This is a genomic window from Nocardia sp. FBN12 (assembly GCF_050320175.1).
GTDB lineage: Bacteria > Actinomycetota > Actinomycetes > Mycobacteriales > Mycobacteriaceae > Nocardia.
Genome location: NZ_CP190048.1, coordinates 3849772 through 3868318 on the forward strand (window position 1 = coordinate 3849772; position 18547 = coordinate 3868318).

22 protein-coding genes and 1 pseudogene are annotated in these 18547 nt (G+C 68.4%); 6 read left to right on the plus strand and 17 right to left on the minus strand.

Features of this window, described 5'->3' with window-relative positions; translation table 11 throughout:
* Positions 1 to 240 precede the first annotated feature (240 nt).
* The 6 genes and pseudogenes from ACQHI0_RS18510 to ACQHI0_RS18535 all read right to left on the minus strand — a co-directional run bounded on the left by ACQHI0_RS18510 (position 241) and on the right by ACQHI0_RS18535 (position 4646).
* Complete coding sequence (locus ACQHI0_RS18510; protein WP_427909213.1) at positions 241 to 624, minus strand: hypothetical protein; 384 nt, start codon at positions 622 to 624, stop codon at positions 241 to 243.
* Positions 604 to 1152: pseudogene (locus ACQHI0_RS18515) on the minus strand (regulatory protein RecX); the annotation flags it as partial. The gene ACQHI0_RS18510 and the pseudogene ACQHI0_RS18515, both read right to left, overlap by 21 nt.
* Positions 1153 to 1576: 424 nt before the next feature.
* Positions 1577 to 2614: a recombinase RecA gene (recA, locus tag ACQHI0_RS18520; RefSeq protein WP_427903121.1), complete on the minus strand. Its 1038-nt coding sequence runs from the start codon at positions 2612 to 2614 to the stop codon at positions 1577 to 1579.
* A gap of 172 nt (positions 2615 to 2786) precedes the next feature.
* The gene (locus tag ACQHI0_RS18525) at positions 2787 to 3236 is read right to left on the minus strand and encodes a nuclear transport factor 2 family protein (RefSeq protein WP_427903122.1); all 450 of its coding nucleotides are present in this window, start codon (positions 3234 to 3236) and stop codon (positions 2787 to 2789) included.
* 21 nt (positions 3237 to 3257) lie between these two features.
* Positions 3258 to 4139: a pyridoxamine 5'-phosphate oxidase family protein gene (locus tag ACQHI0_RS18530; protein ID WP_427903123.1), complete on the minus strand. Its 882-nt coding sequence runs from the start codon at positions 4137 to 4139 to the stop codon at positions 3258 to 3260.
* Positions 4140 to 4184: 45 nt separating this feature from the next.
* On the minus strand, positions 4185 to 4646 hold the full coding sequence (locus tag ACQHI0_RS18535) for a VOC family protein (RefSeq protein WP_427903124.1): 462 nt from the start codon (positions 4644 to 4646) through the stop codon (positions 4185 to 4187).
* A 129-nt stretch (positions 4647 to 4775) separates the two neighbouring features.
* Between ACQHI0_RS18535 and ACQHI0_RS18540 the strand changes: the two genes are divergently transcribed.
* Positions 4776 to 5291, plus strand: coding sequence for a CGNR zinc finger domain-containing protein (locus ACQHI0_RS18540; protein WP_427909214.1), 516 nt, complete (start codon positions 4776 to 4778; stop codon positions 5289 to 5291).
* A gap of 7 nt (positions 5292 to 5298) precedes the next feature.
* On the opposite strand, the gene ACQHI0_RS18545 is transcribed toward ACQHI0_RS18540, so the two are convergent.
* From ACQHI0_RS18545 to ACQHI0_RS18555, 3 genes are all read right to left on the minus strand, one after another.
* Entirely contained in the window at positions 5299 to 6519 is a 1221-nt protein-coding gene (locus ACQHI0_RS18545; RefSeq protein WP_427903125.1) for a tetratricopeptide repeat protein, read from the minus strand.
* Between the two features lie 7 nt (positions 6520 to 6526).
* Positions 6527 to 6718 (minus strand): DUF3046 domain-containing protein, encoded by a 192-nt coding sequence (locus ACQHI0_RS18550; RefSeq protein WP_378920194.1) that lies wholly within the window; start codon positions 6716 to 6718, stop codon positions 6527 to 6529.
* Positions 6719 to 7007: 289 nt separating this feature from the next.
* The gene (locus tag ACQHI0_RS18555) at positions 7008 to 8159 is read right to left on the minus strand and encodes a glycosyltransferase (RefSeq protein WP_427903126.1); all 1152 of its coding nucleotides are present in this window, start codon (positions 8157 to 8159) and stop codon (positions 7008 to 7010) included.
* Positions 8160 to 8274: 115 nt separating this feature from the next.
* On the opposite strand from ACQHI0_RS18555, the gene ACQHI0_RS18560 reads away from it, so the two are divergent.
* A complete protein-coding gene (locus ACQHI0_RS18560) occupies positions 8275 to 8967 on the plus strand; it encodes an HD domain-containing protein (protein ID WP_427903127.1) in 693 nt (230 codons plus the stop codon).
* 11 nt (positions 8968 to 8978) lie between these two features.
* On the opposite strand, the gene ACQHI0_RS18565 is transcribed toward ACQHI0_RS18560, so the two are convergent.
* Together ACQHI0_RS18565 and ACQHI0_RS18570 are read right to left on the minus strand one after the other, a co-directional pair.
* Entirely contained in the window at positions 8979 to 9689 is a 711-nt protein-coding gene (locus ACQHI0_RS18565) for a PIG-L deacetylase family protein (RefSeq protein WP_427903128.1), read from the minus strand.
* Between the two features lie 24 nt (positions 9690 to 9713).
* Complete coding sequence (locus ACQHI0_RS18570; RefSeq protein ID WP_427903129.1) at positions 9714 to 9881, minus strand: hypothetical protein; 168 nt, start codon at positions 9879 to 9881, stop codon at positions 9714 to 9716.
* 155 nt (positions 9882 to 10036) lie between these two features.
* Between ACQHI0_RS18570 and ACQHI0_RS18575 the strand changes: the two genes are divergently transcribed.
* On the plus strand, positions 10037 to 10732 hold the full coding sequence (locus ACQHI0_RS18575) for a maleylpyruvate isomerase family mycothiol-dependent enzyme (protein WP_427903130.1): 696 nt from the start codon (positions 10037 to 10039) through the stop codon (positions 10730 to 10732).
* Between the two features lie 67 nt (positions 10733 to 10799).
* Positions 10800 to 12287 (plus strand): carboxylesterase/lipase family protein, encoded by a 1488-nt coding sequence (locus ACQHI0_RS18580; protein ID WP_427903131.1) that lies wholly within the window; start codon positions 10800 to 10802, stop codon positions 12285 to 12287.
* A gap of 173 nt (positions 12288 to 12460) precedes the next feature.
* On the opposite strand, the gene pspM is transcribed toward ACQHI0_RS18580, so the two are convergent.
* The 5 genes from pspM to pgsA form a co-directional block, all read right to left on the minus strand.
* Entirely contained in the window at positions 12461 to 13327 is an 867-nt protein-coding gene (pspM, locus tag ACQHI0_RS18585) for a phage shock envelope stress response protein PspM (protein WP_427903132.1), read from the minus strand.
* Between the two features lie 216 nt (positions 13328 to 13543).
* Positions 13544 to 14362 (minus strand): phage shock protein PspA, encoded by an 819-nt coding sequence (pspA, locus tag ACQHI0_RS18590; RefSeq protein WP_427903133.1) that lies wholly within the window; start codon positions 14360 to 14362, stop codon positions 13544 to 13546.
* A 197-nt stretch (positions 14363 to 14559) separates the two neighbouring features.
* Positions 14560 to 15000, minus strand: a complete 441-nt coding sequence (locus tag ACQHI0_RS18595) for a helix-turn-helix domain-containing protein (protein WP_427903134.1) — start codon at positions 14998 to 15000, stop codon at positions 14560 to 14562.
* A gap of 91 nt (positions 15001 to 15091) precedes the next feature.
* Complete coding sequence (locus tag ACQHI0_RS18600) at positions 15092 to 15598, minus strand: CinA family protein (RefSeq protein WP_427903135.1); 507 nt, start codon at positions 15596 to 15598, stop codon at positions 15092 to 15094.
* On the minus strand, positions 15595 to 16230 hold the full coding sequence (pgsA, locus tag ACQHI0_RS18605; protein WP_427903136.1) for a CDP-diacylglycerol--glycerol-3-phosphate 3-phosphatidyltransferase: 636 nt from the start codon (positions 16228 to 16230) through the stop codon (positions 15595 to 15597). The genes ACQHI0_RS18600 and pgsA overlap by 4 nt, the downstream gene beginning before the upstream one ends.
* A gap of 255 nt (positions 16231 to 16485) precedes the next feature.
* Here pgsA and ACQHI0_RS18610 point away from each other — a divergent pair, with 255 nt between their 5' ends.
* Both ACQHI0_RS18610 and ACQHI0_RS18615 read left to right on the plus strand, forming a co-directional pair.
* Positions 16486 to 17052 carry an amino-acid N-acetyltransferase gene (locus ACQHI0_RS18610; protein ID WP_427903137.1) on the plus strand — a complete coding sequence of 189 codons (567 nt, stop codon included), beginning with the start codon at positions 16486 to 16488 and terminating at the stop codon, positions 17050 to 17052.
* A gap of 27 nt (positions 17053 to 17079) precedes the next feature.
* Entirely contained in the window at positions 17080 to 17364 is a 285-nt protein-coding gene (locus ACQHI0_RS18615) for a YciI family protein (protein WP_427903138.1), read from the plus strand.
* A 55-nt stretch (positions 17365 to 17419) separates the two neighbouring features.
* Here ACQHI0_RS18615 and ACQHI0_RS18620 read toward each other — a convergent pair whose 3' ends face one another.
* Positions 17420 to 18397, minus strand: a complete 978-nt coding sequence (locus ACQHI0_RS18620; RefSeq protein ID WP_427903139.1) for a TerC family protein — start codon at positions 18395 to 18397, stop codon at positions 17420 to 17422.
* Between the last annotated feature and the right edge of the window lie 150 nt (positions 18398 to 18547).

The window sequence follows — 18547 nt, forward strand, 5'->3', positions numbered from 1 at the left end:
CCTACGGCCCTGCTCCCCGGATTTCCCACCCGAATCGGGGTGAAACATCCCGTCCCCACACCGCATGATTCGGCGATGCGGCGAATCAACTTGCGCGAAACCAGGTTTCGCCGAGCGAGATCATCCTACGCGCCGCGTACAGCTCTTGCGGCAGTTCGGCGCCGGTCTCCGCAGCCGAAACCTGTCGCACCACCGATCCGGCAAGAGCCGCCGCCCGGACCGGTCGTATCCGGGCGAAGCTCACCGATCCGCCTGCGACAGCTCCGCTTTCACCACGGCGAAAGCCGTGGATGGGCTGTATCCGCGGCGGGCGAGCATGTCGACCAAGCGGCGAGTGGCCTTGGTGCGGTCCAGGTCTGCGGGCATGGAACGGAGCTTGCGACGGACCAGGTCGATCGCATCTTGTTCGTCGCCAGGAGTCGGGCGCCCGGTCGAACGGCGGGCGGTATCCGATTCGGCTGTATCACTGAGGGTTGCACCGGCGTCCGCCGAACCAGCACCGCGCGACAGCGAGCGGCGTGTCCGCCACGGGCCGCCTGCCTCGTCGGGATGGGCCGCCTGCTCGCTCTCGGAGGCAGCGCGAGCGGGGCGAGGCGGGGTGCGTTCGAACCCCGCTTCGTCCAGTTCCGCGGTGGCGACAGCGAAGGCGGTGGACTGGTCGTAGCCGCGGCGGGCGAGCATGCCGACGAGGCGTCGGACTGCCTTGTCGCGGTCGAGGTCCGAGGGGAGGGTGCGGAGTTTGCGGCGGACCAGGTCGGCGGCGCGGGCATGTTCGGCATCGTCGGTGACCATCGACAGCGCCTGTTCGGCGTCGCCGGGGGCGACGCCCTTCTCGCGCAGCTCACGCTGGAGCGCCCGCTTGCCACGGCCGGAGTAGGTGTGGCGTTCGTGCACCCACTGTTCGGCGAAAGAGGCGTCGTTGATCAGGCCGACTTCGGTGAACCGTTCGAGGGCGGCCGCTGTCACCTCGAGGCGGAAGCCCTTCTCGCCGAGGCGTTTCTCCAGTTCGGCGCGGCTGCGAGCACGCACCGAGAGCAATCGCAGGCACACATCTTTGGCCTGTTCCAGGGTCGCATCGGGACGGTCGCCCGGGGCGAGCCGGCGTGCGCCGGCCCGCCTGTCGGGCTCTCCCGGCTGGGATCCGGCCGCCACCGGATCCGCCTGCCGTCCGTCGTCACCACCGACGACGGTCGACAGGGAGACTTCGTCGCGCCGCGCGGACTTGCGTTCGCGTCGTGCGCCGCGGGGCCGTCGCCGGCCCTCGCTCCCCCACTCTTCATGATCATCACCAACCCGCGCAGCGAAATGCGGTGGTTTGTCACCATCGGTGAATCCGGTCGGGTGCGCGCGCTGCGGATCGCCCGCACCCGACCGAATCCTCTCCGCGTCCTGGTCGGCTCGCTTGTCACGAGCCGACCGGACGAGTCCATCGGCCGTGCCCCTGCCGCGGCCCCTCGCGGGCGCTGTCACCGGCTCGGGCTCGACCTCGATACCGAGGCGAGCCAGCTGCCTGCGCATCTGTTCGACCGGGTCGGCCGGATCGCGGTGGCCGCCGGGGCTCGGCGTGGTCATCGGCTCAGAAGTCGGCGGGCGCGTCGGCCTCGGCGGTCAGTACGGCGCCGATGCCCAGCTTCTCCTTGATCTTCTTCTCGACCTCGTCGCATACATCCTTGTTCTCCAGCAGGAACTTGCGGGCGTTCTCCTTGCCCTGGCCCAGCTGGTCGCCCTCGTAGGTGTACCAGGAGCCGGACTTGCGGACGAAGCCGTGCTCGACACCCATGTCGATGAGCGAGCCCTCCCTGGAGATGCCCTGGCCGTAGAGGATGTCGAACTCGGCCTGCTTGAACGGCGGGGCGACCTTGTTCTTGACCACCTTCACGCGGGTACGGTTGCCGACCGCGTCGCTGCCGTCCTTGAGGGTCTCGATGCGGCGCACGTCCAGGCGGACCGAGGCGTAGAACTTCAGCGCCTTACCACCGGTGGTGGTCTCCGGCGAGCCGAACATGACGCCGATCTTCTCGCGCAGCTGGTTGATGAAGATGGCGGTGGTGCCGGAGTTGCTGAGCGCACCGGTCATCTTGCGCAGCGCCTGGCTCATGAGGCGGGCCTGCAGACCCACGTGGCTGTCGCCCATCTCGCCTTCGATTTCCGCGCGCGGCACCAGGGCGGCGACGGAGTCGATGACGAGGATGTCGATGGCGCCGGAGCGCACCAGCATGTCGGCGATCTCCAGCGCCTGCTCACCGGTATCGGGCTGGGAGACCAGCAGCGCGTCGGTGTCGACGCCCAGCTTGCGGGCATAGTCGGGGTCAAGCGCGTGCTCGGCGTCGATGAAGGCGGCGACACCACCCGCGGCCTGGGCGTTGGCTACCGCGTGGAGCGCGACGGTGGTCTTACCCGAGGATTCCGGGCCGTAGATCTCCACGACGCGACCGCGCGGCAACCCGCCGATGCCGAGCGCGACGTCGAGCGCGATGGAGCCGGTGGGGATGACGGCGATCGGCTGACGGGTCTCCTCGCCGAGGCGCATGACCGCGCCCTTACCGAAGCTCTTCTCCACCTGCGCCAGTGCCAGTTCCAGCGCTTTGTCGCGATCGTAGGCCTGCGGTGCCATGATGTGTGCCCCTTCTCGAGGTGAGTGTCTCTCTGGTTGGCGCCCACAGTAGAGGCCGGCACCGACAAGTTCTGGCGCCCAGGTTAGTCGAACACCCATTCGAGTCAAGCGACGCGCCCGGCAACACGCGAAGCGGCCGCTCAGACCGGCAATCCGGCAGCGAAACGGCGCGTCAGTGCTGCGGCAGCACCGAGTCGTCGCCCTCGGCGCGCGGCCCTAGGATCCGCCGCTGCGATTCCTCGATGCGCACATCGTTGATGCTGGCCTCTCGCCGCGCCATCCGCCCGTCCGCCGCGAACTCCCACTGCTCGTTGCCGTAGCTACGCCACCACTGCCCCGACTCGTCGTGCCATTCGTACTGGAAACGCACGGCGATCCGGTTGTCGTGGAAGGCCCACAGATCCTTGCGCAGGACATAGCCGTTCTCGGTCGCCCACTTGCGGGTCAGGAAGTCGACGATCGCGGCGTGACCGGTGAAGAACTCGTCGCGGTTACGCCATGCCGAATCCTCGGTGTACGCGGCGGCGACCCGCTCGGGATCCCTGGTGTTCCAGGCATTTTCGGCGGCGAGCACCTTCGCGCGCGCGGATTCGAGATCGAAGGGTGGCAGCGGAGGTCGCATGGGACAGGCCTTTCGGGGAGATCAGGGATTGTTCGGGGAGAGTTCGGGCAGACCCCACCGCACAGCGAGCGCGCCGGGGCGTTCGATCACCTGCTCGATGGTGAAGTCGACGGCACACTGCGCACCAGCGGTGAATGCCGCCGCGTCCCAGACCAGCTCGGCCCGGCCGGTGAGCTGGAGCAGCGCACCGGAGGACCAGTCGGCGACGAGCAGCCCGCAGCGCGGTTGCACCACGAGGTTACCCAGTGTCATGAACATCGAATTACCGCGATAGTCCGGCCAGCGCAAACGGTTCGGTGAAAGCACCTGCAGGAAACCGGGATTGCCGCCGCGATGGGAGGCGTCGGCATGCCCGTCGGCATCGGCGGTGGCGATGAAGAAGGTGTCGGCGGCGGCGATCATCTCGGCCGCGGCGGTGCTCAGTGCCGTGCCGCGGCGCACCGGCCCGGGTGACCCGGGCGCCTGCACTTCCCGAATCTGCCTGCGCGAGATGTACTTCGGGCAGTTCGCGTAGACCTGTTCGGTGGTGATCCGCACCCCACCCTCGCGCACCGCCGACCTGCCGTTGACGCGCATCCGCCGTCGGCGCTGCGGTTGCAGGGCGATCAACCCGACCTCGGCCTCGCCGGTCAGCGCCACCGAGAGCGGGTCGGCGTCCTCGGGTCGCGTGTCGATGTCGATGGTCGCGTCACCGACAGCGCGCACGAACCCGGCGGGACCGGTGAGCGGGCTCGCCCACAGGTGCCCCGCCGGATCGGCGGCGCCGAGCACCACCATCGACTGGTCGGCCAGGAAGGACGCGGCGACCGCCGGGATCTCGGCGCGAATCGAACGGCCGACGCGGGCGGCCACTTCGGCCTGTCCCATCCGTTGCTGCACGGCCTGCTCTCCGGCATGGAACATGAGATCCCCATCCTTACTGGTCGATGACGTGAAAGGGCGTGCGAATCAGAAGAACCCGCACGTCGGGGCAGGCCCGGCCGGGGCAGGTGCGGTGTCGGCACCCAGCGGGGCGAAGACTTCCAGGCGGATGCCGTCGGGGTCGGCGAAGAAGATGCCGCCGGAGGACGCGCCCTCGCCGTGCGCGACCACACCGTCATGGAAGAACTCCGCATCGAGCGCGCGCAGCGCCGCTTCGACGACGCGCACCGTCTCGACACCGTCGACCTGGAACGACAGGTGATGCAAACCCGGTGTGCTGGTGGAGAATTCGCCGCTGCTCTGCTGCCACAGCGTGAGTACCAGCGCACCGTCGCGGCCCAGGAAGGCCCAGCGGCGATCGCCCTCGGCGCCACTGCCGAGCTGTTCGAAGCCGAGGCCTCGGCGGTAGAAGTCGACGGAGCGGTCGAGGTCGGCGACGTTGAGTCCGATGTGACCGGTGGTGAGCACAGGTGCGGCGACGGTGGTCATGGTTTCCTCCTGGAATGAATAACTGTCTATCGATGTTTTAACAGTTAGAACATAGAATGAGGGCACCCCCTTCGTCAACCCTTGAATTACTTTTAGACAGTTAGGAGGGTCGTGTTGGTAACCTCTGGCATGCGCGATCCCCGTCCGCACACCGGCGAACCCCCCGCTCTCGACCTGCTCAACACCCGGTGGGCGGGCGCCGAACCCGGCGATCTGCTCGCCGACCTCGACGGGCTGCGCACCTGGCTGGAACTCCTCGGACTCGCCGATCGCGTGCCCGTCGACGAGCGCACCCTCACCGCACTGCACACCGCACGTGATGCCGTGCACGACGCCGTCACCCGCGCCGATCACCTCGCCCTGAATCGGGTCCTCGACCACGGCCGCATCCGCCGCGAACTCACCGACGCGGGCCCGCGCGACCTCCCCGAGGTCGCCGACCCGGCGTGGTTACCCGGCTGGCTCGCCGCCGACAATCTGCTGTACCTGATCGCCGAGGCACCGCACCGGATCCGTCAGTGCGCGCACCCCGACTGTGTGCTGTTCTTCTACGACACGTCCAAGAACGGCACCCGGCGCTGGCATTCGATGGCCACCTGCGGCAATCGCACCAAGGCCGCGCGGCACTACGCCAAGACCACCTGAGCGGGCGTCAGAACAATTCGTCGAGCAGCCGGTAGTAGTCGAGCTTCACCCGGTCCGGTTCGGTCAGGCCGTAGGCGGCATAGAAGGCCGAGACCGCCTCGATGCCGAAGTCGCCGGTCAGGTCGCGCTCGGCCAGCGCCAGGTCGCGATAGCGGTCGCCGGGCCCGAGTGCGGCGACATCGATCAGCAAGCCACCGGTGAGCACATTGCCCGGCGTGAAATCGCCGTGGGTGACGACCAGATCCTCGGCGGCCGGGCGCTGATCGCGTAGCTGCTCGAGGATCGCGGCAGGTGACAGGTCACGGTGATCGTCATCGAAATCCGCGGTGTCGACGAAACCTTCGACCACGTTGCGATGCGCCCGCTCCAGCGTGTCGTCGAGACCACCGCCGAAGGGGCAGTCCGCCACCGGAAGATCGTGCAGCGCGCGCAGCGCCCGGCCCATCTGCGCACCGGTCTCGGTCGAATCAGTCTGTGCGGCAAGAGCTCCGCCGGCATCGGCGAGCACGAGGACGTCCTCCGCGAAGGCGACCACCGCGGGCACCGCGATGGCGTTGTCGCGCAACCAGGTCAGCCGCGCGTGCTCGGCCACCGCGCGCGGGCCACGTTTGATCCAGTACCCGCCCGACCGCACCAGATTCCCGTCGCGGCCCTCGTGCTCATCCGACCACGCGGGCACCGGTCCGAGCAGCTCCTCGATCACCGGCGGCAGCGGCAGCGCCAATTCGTCGAGGTGATCCAGCGCCGCGCGGGTGGATTCGATGAGTTCGGATTCGCCGTCGGCCACCCGCAGCCGCATGGCCTCGTTGAGCAGTTGGCGCGCCTCGGCCGGGCGGTGTTGTTCGGCAAGGGATTTGCCCAGGTGATGGGCAGCGAAGGAGACGAGATCGGGATCGAGCGCGCGGCTGGCCTCCAGAGCCCGGCGGTAGAGGATCTCCGCGCGCGCCGGTTCGCCCTGGTACCGGTAGACATCGGCGATATTGATCCAGACGGTGATCCGGCGCCGCTCGGTATCGGCCAGTTCGAGGGCCTGATCGAGCCGGTCGAGAGCCTCGTCGTGGCGTCCGAGCAGCATCAACGCGATGCCGAGCCTGCGAAAGCCGGGGAAATCGCCGGGGGCGGCGAGGGCCACCCTGACCGCGAGGGTCTCGGGGTCGACCGGGACCATCCGCAGCCGCTCGTCGAACCGATACGGTCGCGTGTCCGAGTTCTCCGCTGTCACGGCCATGGCCTGGTCACCACCGATTCGGGGGTACGTCGAAGTCGGCACACAATGCTCGCCACACGTCGCGCGGGTCGACACCGCTGTCGATCGCGACCGCGCCTGTACGCCCCAGTTGGGGTATCACGTGATCGGTCAGCATGGCGTCGGCGCGCGCCACGCCGAACTCGGTGTGCATCAGCTCCTGGAATTCGGTCAATCGCACGTTGCCCAAGATACTCGCGCTGAGTAACAGCCGACAGTGCCCCGCTCGCGGCCCCTTCTCCACCGCACCCGGCAACACCCAGGATCGTTTCCTCCGCAGGTGCTCGAGGGCCGTGATGGGTCCGAGTGAGCCCGCCGGAGCAACACTCAGAGCGCGGTGGCGGACCACCGCTTGGCGGCATGCCAGACCTGGACGAGGTCCGCTCCTCCGCCGGACCGGCGGCGTGGCCGACCCGCGCGTGCCCGCTGATCCGCGAGCGGCCGACGAGAGCAAACGTCCGACAGGACGTTTACTGTTTGGCGGCGTCGTGACAGACCTGGACCGGGTCATCGACCTCCGCCAGACCGGCGGCGGCGTGACGAGCCGCTTCGGCATAGGCGGGGTCGTCGAGTACCTGCCGCACCGCGGCACCGACCGCCTCGGGAGTGAGTGGTCGCACCAGCACCGAACTACCCTGCCGCACCGCACGATTGGCCAGCTCCCACTGGTCACCGCCACCGGGGACGGTCACCACCGGCACGCCCGCCGCCAGGGATTTGGCGAGCAGGCCGTGTCCGCCGCCGCCGACGACGACCGCGGCGTGGGTGAGCAGTTCGTCCTGGCGGCCGAGGCCCGCGGTGGCCCAATCCGGTAGGTCCGCGGGTGGGGTGTCCAGGGTCGAGATGGCCGCGCGCACACCGAGTCCGGTCAGGCCCGACACGACGATGTCGACCATGTCGGCCACACCGGTGTGCGCGGTCGACGGCGCCACCATCACCAGCGGGGCAGCGCCGGGAGGCAGCGGAAGTACGGCGTCGGTGGGTTCCCACAGCAGCGGTCCTACGACGTGAGTGTCGTCGGGCCAGTCGGGGCGGTCCATCTCCAGCGCGGGCAAGGTGGCGACCAGGCGCGCGGTCGGGCCGGGATCCTCGGCGGGCAGGCCGATGGTTTCGCGGGCCGCGGAACGCTGACGGTGGCCGTTGCGGACCGCGCGCGCGGTCATCGTGCGCAACACCCCGTCGCGCATGCGACCGCGCACGCCCTCCCCCGGCGCCAGGCCACTGCCGATCGGCGGCAACGCTTTCGAGGGCAGATAGAGCGGGTGCGGTGACAGTTCGACCCACGGCAGCCCCAGCCGTTCGGCGGCCATGCCGCCGCCCGCGGTCAGGACGTCCGACACGACCAGGTCGGGCAGCATCGCGCTCAGTTCGGGCAGGTTCTCGGTGGCGATGTGGGCGGCGCGATCGTGGATCCGGGCACCCGCGTCGGTGTCGTCGTCGGTCGGGCGCGGCGCGAGGCCCTTGAGCTTGCGCACGTTGATCCCCGCGGCGCGTGCTTGATCGAGCCATCTCGGTCCGGTGAACAACACGGGCTCGTCGCCCGCGGCCAGCAATCGCAGACACAACGCGATCGCGGGAAACGCATGCCCTGGATCGGGCCCGGCCACCACAGCTATTCGCATCCGCCCACCCTGCCATATCCCCAGGCCCCAGCCACCTCGAACAGCCGAACCGCGGTTTCTGCGCTACCTTGACCGCCGCACCACTACGTCGAGCGAAACCGGCAGGAGCGATCACGTGCTACCCGACAGCCCCCACTCCACCGGACCGGGCGAGCCCGGCTGCCCAGACCCCCTCACGCCCAGCGGCTCCGGCAGCAGTGATCCGGTGCGGTCCTTCCCGGTCGCCTGTGCGATCGAGGGAGCCGGTACCGCGCGGTCGGCTCCGATCGACACTGTCGACGACCTGTTCGTACTGCTCGAGCAGTGCGCCGATGCCTGGGACACCGCCGACCGTACCGGCGACCCCGTCGACATCCTCGATCACGATCGACAGTGCGCGCAGTTGCTGCGCCGCGACTTCCCCGATGACGAACAGCTCCAGGTCGCGGGCCTGCTGCACGACATCGGCCACGTCCTGGTCCCCGGCGACGACGCGGGCCACGGCACGCACGGCGCCCAAGCGGTGCGCGGGTTGCTCGGCGCCCGAGTGGCTCGCCTGATGGAACTCCACGTGACCGCGAAACGCTTTCTGGTAGCGACGGATTCGAGACATGCCGCCGCCCTGTCGGCGTCGAGTCGGCGCACGCTCATCGCACAGGGCGGCCCGATGACGCCCGCCGAGGCCGAAATGTTTCGCCTCGACACCGATTTCACCGCCGCCCTGGCGCTCCGCAAGGCCGATGACGCGGGCAAGGTAGTAGGCCTGCGCGTTGCGCCCCTGCAGGCCTGGCGACCTGTTGTCGAACGCGTCGCGGCCCGCGCGCGCTGACCGACGCCCGTTCAGCCGGCGAAGGTGAACAATTCGAAGCCGACCGCGTGCGCGGCGGGAAACCCTTCCTTGGGACCCGTTGCGAACGTGACGATCTCGCGCACCTGCTCTGCCACCGGCACCGGGCTCAGCACCTGCAGATAGCGCCGATGCGCCGACAACGACGCGCGCGCCTGCTCCAGATGAGCGCTCACATCGACAGCGTGGGTGGCGGCCGGGCCGACGACGGCCGCCCAGCGCGCCGACCACGGTGCCAGATCGGCGAGTTCGGGGAAGATCCACTCGTTGCCCGCGTCGGAGATCGCGTCCATCGCCGATCGGCCGACAGCCCGGTGATCGGCACTGTTGACCATTCCCGGCGCCCAGGTGTCGCCGAAGTTGAACAGCACCACCATCTCCGGGCGGTGCCTGCGCAGCGCGGCCGCCAGTTCGCGGCGCAGGGTGAGGCCTTCCTCGATGCGGCCGTCGGGATGGTCGAGGAATTCGACGGTGTGCACGCCGACTTCGCGCGCTCCCGAGATCTCCTCGATCTCCCGCAACGGCGCGGCCTGCGCGGGCGGCATCCCGGCGATCCCGGCCTCACCGCGTGTGACGAGGAGATAGCGAATGTCTTTGCCCTGCCCCGTCCATCGCGCGACCGCCGCCGCGGCGCCGTATTCGATGTCGTCGGGGTGCGCGACGATCACCAGACCGCGCTGCCAGTCCTCGGGTACCTGTTCCACCCCGCCATGCTAACCACTGCGCGACTAACTGATCGGGGTCTTGTCGCTCCCCGACACCGCCTTGTACAGCAGGTACACGCCGGTGCCGATCGCCCCGATCACGAGAATGGGCATCAATGCCTCGAGCAGGGCACCGAGAATCCAGAACGCGATCACCGCGACAACCACGATGCCGATGACTTTCAAGACCATGACGACTCCTTCACCTCTACGACCGCCATCCAGCGATCCGACACCGTCGATCCTCCCACCGATCGACCGATAGACCACCAGGTCAGCGCCGATATCCGGGTGTAGATCAGGGTTCACCCCGAGACCGGCTGCGCATCCGGGCTACCGTGATCGGCATGGACTACCTGGCGTTGCTGTGCGCGAAGCTCACCACCTTCGGAGAGCTGATCACCCCCGATGTCGATCTCGCCGCACCGGTGCCGTCCTGCGGGGACTGGACGGTCTACGACCTCGTCGACCATGTCGGGCGCGGGAATCTGTGGGTGGTCACCGCGGTGGCCGAGTTGCGCGGCGATTTCGAGGGCGAGCCCGCGCCGAAAGATCCGGTGGCCCTGCGGGAGTGGTACGAGACGACCGCCGACGCGATGGCGACCGCGCTGTCCGCGGACGAAGACCAGCAGGCGTGGACCTTCACCCGGACCATGCCGCGCACCGTCGGCTTCTGGCGGCGGCGCCGCGCCCACGAGACGCTCATGCACCTGTGGGACGGCCAGAACGCCCTCGGCACGGCCGATCCGTTCGACGCCGATCTCGCCGTCGACGGCATCGACGAGGTGTTCGAACTGTTCGCACCCCGGATGATCCACCGCGGCCTCGCGGTCGAACCCGAGGTGGCGCTGCGGCTGCGTGCCACTGACACCGGCGGTACCTGGACGTACGGTCCCAGCGAGCCCGTCGCCGAGCTCGCGGGCACCGCATCGGACCTGCTCCTGGCCCTGTGGGCGCGCACATCCGCCGATGGTTCCGAGTTCACCTGGGACGGCGACCGCGCCGCGGGCGAACGCGTGCTGGCCGGACCACTCGTTCCGTAGGCAAACGACCGACGGCGACCCGGACAAACGTCCATAATCGGGGCTCACTGCGCGTAGGAGGATTTTCATGGAACCGATCGTCACGATCACGAGCGGCGCGATCCGGGGCCGGACCGAGGCCGGGGTCACGCGATTCCTCGGCGTGCCGTACGCGGCGGCACCGGTCGGGCCGAAGCGTTTCCAGCTGCCCGAACCCGCCCCCGCCTGGGCAGGGGTGCGCGAGGCCACCGAGATGGGCGCCACATGCGCGCAGACGCCGTATCCCGCGTATGCCGAGGCGCTGATCGGCAGCGACGGCATTCCCGGCGACGAGTACCTCAACGTGAACGTCTGGACGCCCGATCCCGGCGCCACCGGTCTGCCGGTGCTGGTGTGGATCCACGGTGGCGCGTTCACCCGCGGGTGCAACGCGAAGCCGATCTACGACGGGACGGCGTTCGCCCGCGACGGTGTCATCATGGTCGGGATCAACTACCGCCTCGGGGTGTCGGGATTCGCCGAGATCGCCGGCGCTCCGTCGAATCGCGGTCTGCACGACCAGATCTTCGCCTTGCGCTGGGTGCGCGAGAACATCGCCGCCTTCGGTGGTGACCCCGGCAATGTCACGATCTTCGGTGAGTCCGCCGGCGCGATGAGCGTGGCGGCGTTGATCGCCGCACCGCAGACGGCCGGCCTGTTCCGCCGGGCGATCATGCAGAGCGGCAACGGTGTGGTCGCCGCTGATCCCGAGGACGCGCGTAAGGTGTCCGCGGCGCTGGCCGCCGAACTCGGAATCTCGCCTACCGCAGCGGATTTCGGAAAGCTGGGACCGGCTGAGTTGTGCGCCGCGCAGAACGCCGTCGGGCTCGCCCTGATGACCGATCCCGATCCAGAGCGGTGGGGTACATCGGTGATCCGATTGGGCGGCGGCATCATGAGCCTGTTCCCGGTGACCGACAACGACATCGTCGAAGGCCCACCGACCGAGGTGCTGCGCGCGCACCCGGACCGCGCGGTCCCCCTCATCGCGGGTACCACCGCCGACGAGTTCCGCTTCTTCACCGTCCCCGCCGGCCTCGCCGCCGCTGTCACCGCCGACGCGCTCCCCTTCGTCCTCACCCGCTACGGCATCGATCCCGCAGTCGCCCAGGCGTATTCGGCCGAGCGCCCCGATGCCACCCCCGCCGAGATCTTCAACGCGGTCCTCACCGACCTGACCTTCCGCGCGGGCACCTACGACTTCGCCGAGGCCAACGCCGCCACCGCCCCCACCAGCGTCTACGAATTCGGCTGGCCCACCGCCCTTCCCGGCCTCGGCGCCTGCCACGTCCTGGAAATCCCCTTCGTCTTCGACACCGTCAAAGACGCCCATTCCCTCACCGGCACCACTCCGCCGCAATCCCTGGCCGACGAAATGCACGCCGCCTGGGTCTCTTTCGCGACCGACGGCACCACCGGATGGGCGCCGTTCACCACTGACGAGAAGAACGTCCGCGTCTTCGACATCCCCGAATCCACCACCGTCACCGACCCACGCCCCACCGAACTCGCGGCACTGCGCCAGTCGATCGCCTGACCTCCGGTCGGCACGCCACGTTCCGAACCAGCGTGCCGACCGGGCTGGTGGGTTGGAACTGCGGTGGTCCGATGATGTGCATCGCCGGAGTACGGGCGCCTGGGCGTTACGCCTCGAGGGCTTCGTGCCGACTGTGGAATCGCTGACGGCTGGAGCGGCGGCTCAGCGGTGGGCTAGCGGGTGGAATCCGTTCCGCTGGTGAACAAGTCGGGGCCCTGGTCGGCCATTTCGGTGAGCGCCTGGGCCCAGCCGTCGAGCCGGTCGGCGGCTTCGCGCAGGTCGGCGACGATGCCGTTGAACTGGTAGGCCAGCACCGAGTCCTCTGGGACCGCGAGGATGCGGGCCGCGGCGGCGACGAGCTGTTCGTATTCGACGACGCCGGTTTCCAGGCGGGTGAGCACGCCGACGACGGTGGTTTTCAGTGCGGCGACGGTGTCGGGGTTGGCGCGGCCGACGGTGTCGGCGGCCTGTTCCATGGCGACCACGTCGGCGGCCAGCGCGTGCAGGGCGGCCGCGCCGGAGCGGGCTGTTTCGAGGAGGTCGCGCAGTTCGTCTTCCGGGAGGCGGCGGGTGCGCTGGATCTGGGCACCGAGGTCGTAGAGTGCCCGTTCGGCGCGGATCAGCCGCTGGATGGGTGCGCGGGCGGCCGAACGGAGGCCGGGCGATTTGCGGGCGACGAAAGCCGCCTGGGGCAGTGGCTTTCCGCGTAGTTCCAGGTAGCGGCGGGCGGTGAGCGCGGTACCGGTGACGAACGCGATCGCGCCACCACCGATCACCACGACCGCCCAGGCGGGCGCCGAGATCACGGCCAAGCCGACCGCACCGACCGTGGTGATGCCGGACGCTGTACCGAGCTGAAAACTGCGCCTGCGCACCCGGCGTCGACGCCGCAGTTCACGTTCGCGTGGGTCGGCCCAGCGCCGCACCGCGACCAGTGCCTGCTCACCGACCCCACGCAGAGTCGCGGGCACCGACCCGACCTGCGCGATCGTCGCCGGATCAACGATCTCGACACGGTCGCGCCGCGTATTGCCCTTCATCCCCTCATCCTTCCACCGCACGAGCACACCCCGGGTATCGATGCTGGACTTCCCAGCCCCGTACGACCCGACCTCGAGGAGGGTCCGCCGCGAAGCGGCGGTTCGCGGCCGTCCCGTCGATCAGGTGCCGTTGCGTAGGCGACGAAGGAGCAAGCAACGGTGCCTGATCGACGGGACACAAGGGGCCGCGAACTCGAGCGCGCCAGCGCTCCAATATTACAGCGCTTGGCCCTTGTCGATGTTCGGCGCCGGTGCGGCCTGGGGCTGCGCCGGGTTGATCGCCGAGTTGGCGTTGCCGGTGGGCAACGCGTCACCACGCATGGAGGCGCGGATCTGCTCGAGCTTGCTGTGCCCGGCCATCTGGACGCTGGCCTGCTGCACCTCCATCATGCGGCCCTGCACCGTGTTCTGCGCCAGCTCGGCCGAACCGAGCGCGTTGGCGTAGCGGCGCTCGATCTTGTCGCGCACGGCGTCCAGGCTGGGCGTGGAGCCCGGCGCGGACAGGGTGGAATCCATCTGCTGCAGCGACGCCGAGACCTGCTCCTGCATCTTGGCCTGCTCGAGCTGGCTGAGCAGCTTGGTGCGCTCGGCGACCTTCTGCTGCAACATCATCGCGTTCTGCTCGACCGCCTTCTTGGCCTGTGCGGCGGCCTGCAGGGACTGATCGTGCAACACCTTGAGGTCTTCCACCGACTGCTCGGCGGTGACCAGCTGGGCGGCGAACGCCTCGGCGGCGTTGGTGTACTGGATCGCCTTCTCGGTGTCGCCCGCGGCCTGCGCCTGATCGGCCAGGGTGACGGCCTGACGGGCGTTGGCGTTGAGCTTCTCGACCTCGTCGAGCTGGCGGTTCAGCTTCATCTCCAGCTGACGCTGGTTCCCGATCACCGATGCCGCCTGCTGCGACAGCGCCTGATGCTGACGCTGCGCCTCCTCGATAGCCTGCTGAATCTGGACCTTCGGATCCGCATGCTCTTCGATCTTGGAGTCGAAGAGGGCCATCATGTACTTCCAGGCCTTCACGAACGGATTAGCCATCGATTGATCCCGCCTCCATCTGTGCGTCGCTCGTGCGACTGGTGGTACGCGACCGTCACGCACCAGATACGTGCTTATCCTTCACCATGCGGCACCCGGACCGGCGGTAAGCCGGACCGATCGACGCCTGATGAGAATCTATCCGTTCTCACCAGCGGTGTGCAGCGTCTCGCGCGGCATGCGCGGGGTTCGCCGCGTCACATTCCCTTCACCAGTACCAGCATCTCGGCCCTCGGGGCCGGGATGACGATGCGAGTGTCTTCGGCGATGCCGATCCGCGGGCCCTGTTCGGCGGAGGCGGTTGCCTCGCCCGCGGCGGGTTCGGCAGCGGCGATGGGCTCGGCCGCGGCGGGCTCGCGCTCGGCGGCGGGGCCGGTCAGCGCGGGTTCGCGCGGCGCGGAGCCGTCGGCGCCCGCCATCAGGGTGCTCACGTCCCACAGCACGCGCGAGAGCGGCACGTCGAGTGCCTCGCAGATGCTGGCGAGCAGTTCACTGGAGGCTTCCTTGCGGCCGCGCTCCACTTCCGACAGATAGCCGAGGCTCACGCGCGCCGAGGTAGACACCTCGCGCAGCGTTCGATGCTGGGCGAGACGCGCACGCCGCAGACTGTCCCCGATTGCCTCCCGCAGCAGCGTCATCTCGTTCTCCTCCACCTCGTGTCACCGCCGTAGCGGTGCTCACCTCTTTCTGGCACAACGTCGAGCATGGACCGGTGGTTCCCGAACCGGGCTACTTCACACTCACCGAGCCGGACTGCACACAACGCAGCAACTCCCGCACCGCACTGTGCACCGCACCGAGTCTGATCGTCCACCGGTCTCCGTGCAGTTTCAACCGGACCACTTCGCTGTGCTGTGGACCGGCTAACCCGAGGTATACCGTGCCGACGGGATGCCCGTCCTGGGAATCGGGTCCGGCGACCCCGGTCAATCCGACACCCCAGTCCGCGCCACACTGCTCGCGAGCCCCCACGGCGAGCTGTTCGGCGGTCGAGGCGGCGACCGGTCCCTCGGTGCGAAGCAGGTTGTCGTCGACGCAGGCCAGACGGCTTTTGAGGTCGGTGGCGTAGACGATCAAACCGCCTCGCAGCACCGCGCTCGCACCGGGAACGCCCGCCACTGTGGCGGCCAGCAGACCGGCCGTGAGCGATTCGGCGGTGGCCACGGTCTGACCCGCGCTGTTCAGCGCCGTGACAAGTTCGGCGACCGGCGCTCCGTCGACGAGCGGGTCGCTCACGCGCGCGACCGTCCACCCGCCAGCCATACTCTGGCCGCCTGCCCCACGTAATCCAGGCCGGTGACCACCGTGAGCGCCACAGCCAGGTACATCAGCCACATGCCCGCGGTGGCGTAGATGCCGGACAGCGGCAAGACCAGCAGCGCGATCGCCACCGACTGCACCAGCGTCTTGAGCTTGCCGCCGCGTCCCGCCGGGATCACGCCGCGCCGCACTACCACCAGCCGCAGCAGGGTGATGCCGACTTCGCGGCCGCAGATGACCAGGGTGATCCACCAGGGCAGATCGCCGAGAACCGAGAGCCCGATCAGAGCCGCCCCGATCAGCGCCTTGTCCGCGATGGGGTCGGCGAGCTTCCCGAAATCGGTGACCAATCCGTATTTGCGGGCCAGTTGCCCGTCGAAGCGGTCGGTGATCGCGGCCAGGCCGAAAACCGCCGCGGCGATGACGCGCCAGCGGGTGTCGTGCCCGCCCTCGGCGAACAGCGCCAGCACGAACAACGGCACCAGCACGATGCGCGCGATGGTCAGCACATTGGCGATATTGAGCAGCGGAACCGGGGTCTCCGCCACCCCGTGCATCGGTGTCACCGCACTCGACCCACGATCGATCTCTTCGGGTCGCACGCTCATGCCCTGTCCTCTTGGCATGACCGGGCGCCTTCCGTGGCCACGCGAGCTACCGCCTCCAGGCGCTGACCGTTCATGTGCTGCCCTCTCGGCACTCACCGGCACTGCGCCGAAATCCAACGGTTTCGCGAGCTGTTTGCTCGCACGATCGGTGCCACGCGATCCGGTCGCGGAGCCCGGCGCGATGCGAAGAGCGGAACGACAGGATGTGCGGCACATGTTCAGACTATCGGTAACCCGGCCGACTACTGTGCACCCATGACCTCACGGGGACCCTCGAGTAGTCCGACCAGCGACGCGCATCCTGTCGCGCCCACTGTGGCGCCTGTTTCCGGCGTGGTCGTCCGACGAGCGCGAACCTCCGATGTCCCCGAGATCAAGCGCCTGGTCGACGAGTACGCGGGCCGCATCCTGCTGGAGAAGAACCTGGTCACGCTGTACGAATCGGTGCAGGAATTCTGGGTCGCCGAGCTCGACGGACAGGTCGTCGGCTGCGGCGCGTTGCACGTACTGTGGGCCGATCTGGGCGAAGTGCGCACTGTCGCAGTCGATCCCGTCGTCAAGGGCCGCGGTGTCGGCGGCGCGGTGGTGGAGCACCTGGTGACCGTCGCCCGTGAACTGCAGTTGCAGCGTGTGTTCGTGCTCACTTTCGAGGTGGACTTCTTCGGCAGGCACGGGTTCGTCGAGATCGACGGCACGCCGGTTACCGCCGAGGTGTACGCGGAGATGTGCCGTTCCTACGACACCGGTGTCGCCGAGTTCCTCGACCTCAGCTTCGTCAAACCCAACACCCTCGGCAACACCCGCATGCTGCTCACCCTGTAGAAAACCCTCGCGAGAAAGTGATCGACTGTGCCGATCTTCGCTGTCCACTACACCTATTCCGAGTCCACCGCGGCCGACCGCGCGACCAACCGGCCCGAGCACCGCGGCTGGTTGAACGCGCTCGTCGACGCGGGCACGGTACTCACCAGCGGCCCCTACCCCGACGGTTCGGGCGCGCTGCTGCTGTTCCGCGCCGAGGACGCGCACTCGCTGACCGAGCTGCTGAGCAATGATCCGTTCGCGAAGCTGGGCCTGATCGACGCCGTCCGCGTGGTCGAGTGGCTGCCGGTGATGGGCGCCTTCGCCGAATAACCGGCCATGAACACAGCACTGCCCGGAACCGCAGCGGTTCCGGGCAGTGGCGTTTTCAGGCGCTGGTGCGGCGGGTGCGCAGCAGGCTCGCCACCGTCGCGATGACCAGAATGCCGATGATCACGCTCAGCGAGAACGCCGTGGAGATCTCCGGCACGCTCACGTGTTCACCACCGTTGACGAACGACAGCGTGTTCTCGTGCAGCGCGTGCAGCACCAGCTTGACGCCGATGAACGCCAGAATCGCGGCCAGACCGTAGGACAGGTACACCAGGCGGTCGAGCAGCCCGCCGATGAGGAAGTACAGCTGACGCAGACCCATCAACGCGAAGGCGTTCGCCGTGAAGACCAGGTACGGCTCCTCGGTGAGACCGTAGATCGCCGGAATCGAGTCCAGCGCGAACAGCAGGTCGGCGAAACCGATGGCCAGCAGCGCGAGCAGCAACGGGGTCACCACCCGTTTGCCGTTGATCCGGGTGACGAGCTTGTCGCCGTCGTACTCGTCGGTGGTGGGCAGGACCCGTTTGGCCAGCGAGACGATGTAGCTGTCGCGTTTCTGCTCGTGCTCGGCCTCGTGCCCGCTCTCACGCAGCAGTTTGATCGCGGTGTAGATCAAGAACGCGCCGAACAGGTAGAACACCCAGCTGTACGCGCTGATCGCGGCCGCGCCGACCGCGATGAACACACCACGCATCACCAGCGCCAGCACGATGCCGATCAGCAGTACCTTCTGCTGGTAGATCCGTGGCACGGCGAAGGTGCTCATGATGATGAGGAAGATGAACAGGTTGTCGACCGAGAGCGCTTTCTCGGTGACGAAGCCCGCGTAGTACTCCCCCGAGAACGTGCCGCCCCACTTCCAGGCGACGAACAGGCCGAACAGCAGCGCCAAACTGATGTAGACCGCCGACCAGATGCCCGATTCCTTGAAGGTGGGCTCGTGCGGGGTGCGCACGTGGGCGTAGAAGTCGAAGACGAACAGGCCGAGGATCACCAGTCCGGTGATCACCCACTCGAGCGTGGTCACCTGCATGTGGTGGTCCGATCGATAAAGTTCATGTCGCCCATCATGCCCGAATTGTCCGTTTCAGTCGTCTTTGCCGAGTCTTTACCCGCCATGATTCCACACACATCCGGCCTGCCCTGCGCATCGCCCGGGCGGCGCGTCGGATGCATCCGTTCG

Excerpts from the sequence above, each read along its gene's own strand:
- ACQHI0_RS18620 (WP_427903139.1), bottom strand. The coding sequence starts at position 18,397 with ATGCAGGTGACCACGCTCGAGTGGGTGATCACCGGACTGGTGATCCTC.
- ACQHI0_RS18570 (WP_427903129.1), bottom strand. The coding sequence starts at position 9,881 with ATGGTCTTGAAAGTCATCGGCATCGTGGTTGTCGCGGTGATCGCGTTC.
- pspA (WP_427903133.1), bottom strand. The coding sequence starts at position 14,362 with ATGGCTAATCCGTTCGTGAAGGCCTGGAAGTACATGATGGCCCTCTTC.
- ACQHI0_RS18610 (WP_427903137.1), top strand. The coding sequence starts at position 16,486 with ATGACCTCACGGGGACCCTCGAGTAGTCCGACCAGCGACGCGCATCCT.
- ACQHI0_RS18535 (WP_427903124.1), bottom strand. The coding sequence starts at position 4,646 with ATGACCACCGTCGCCGCACCTGTGCTCACCACCGGTCACATCGGACTC.
- ACQHI0_RS18580 (WP_427903131.1), top strand. The coding sequence starts at position 10,800 with ATGGAACCGATCGTCACGATCACGAGCGGCGCGATCCGGGGCCGGACC.
- pspM (WP_427903132.1), bottom strand. The coding sequence starts at position 13,327 with ATGAAGGGCAATACGCGGCGCGACCGTGTCGAGATCGTTGATCCGGCG.
- ACQHI0_RS18540 (WP_427909214.1), top strand. The coding sequence starts at position 4,776 with ATGCGCGATCCCCGTCCGCACACCGGCGAACCCCCCGCTCTCGACCTG.
- ACQHI0_RS18555 (WP_427903126.1), bottom strand. The coding sequence starts at position 8,159 with ATGCGAATAGCTGTGGTGGCCGGGCCCGATCCAGGGCATGCGTTTCCC.
- recA (WP_427903121.1), bottom strand. The coding sequence starts at position 2,614 with ATGGCACCGCAGGCCTACGATCGCGACAAAGCGCTGGAACTGGCACTG.
- ACQHI0_RS18545 (WP_427903125.1), bottom strand. The coding sequence starts at position 6,519 with ATGGCCGTGACAGCGGAGAACTCGGACACGCGACCGTATCGGTTCGAC.
- ACQHI0_RS18575 (WP_427903130.1), top strand. The coding sequence starts at position 10,037 with ATGGACTACCTGGCGTTGCTGTGCGCGAAGCTCACCACCTTCGGAGAG.
- ACQHI0_RS18595 (WP_427903134.1), bottom strand. The coding sequence starts at position 15,000 with ATGACGCTGCTGCGGGAGGCAATCGGGGACAGTCTGCGGCGTGCGCGT.
- ACQHI0_RS18530 (WP_427903123.1), bottom strand. The coding sequence starts at position 4,139 with ATGTTCCATGCCGGAGAGCAGGCCGTGCAGCAACGGATGGGACAGGCC.
- ACQHI0_RS18525 (WP_427903122.1), bottom strand. The coding sequence starts at position 3,236 with ATGCGACCTCCGCTGCCACCCTTCGATCTCGAATCCGCGCGCGCGAAG.
- pgsA (WP_427903136.1), bottom strand. The coding sequence starts at position 16,230 with ATGAGCGTGCGACCCGAAGAGATCGATCGTGGGTCGAGTGCGGTGACA.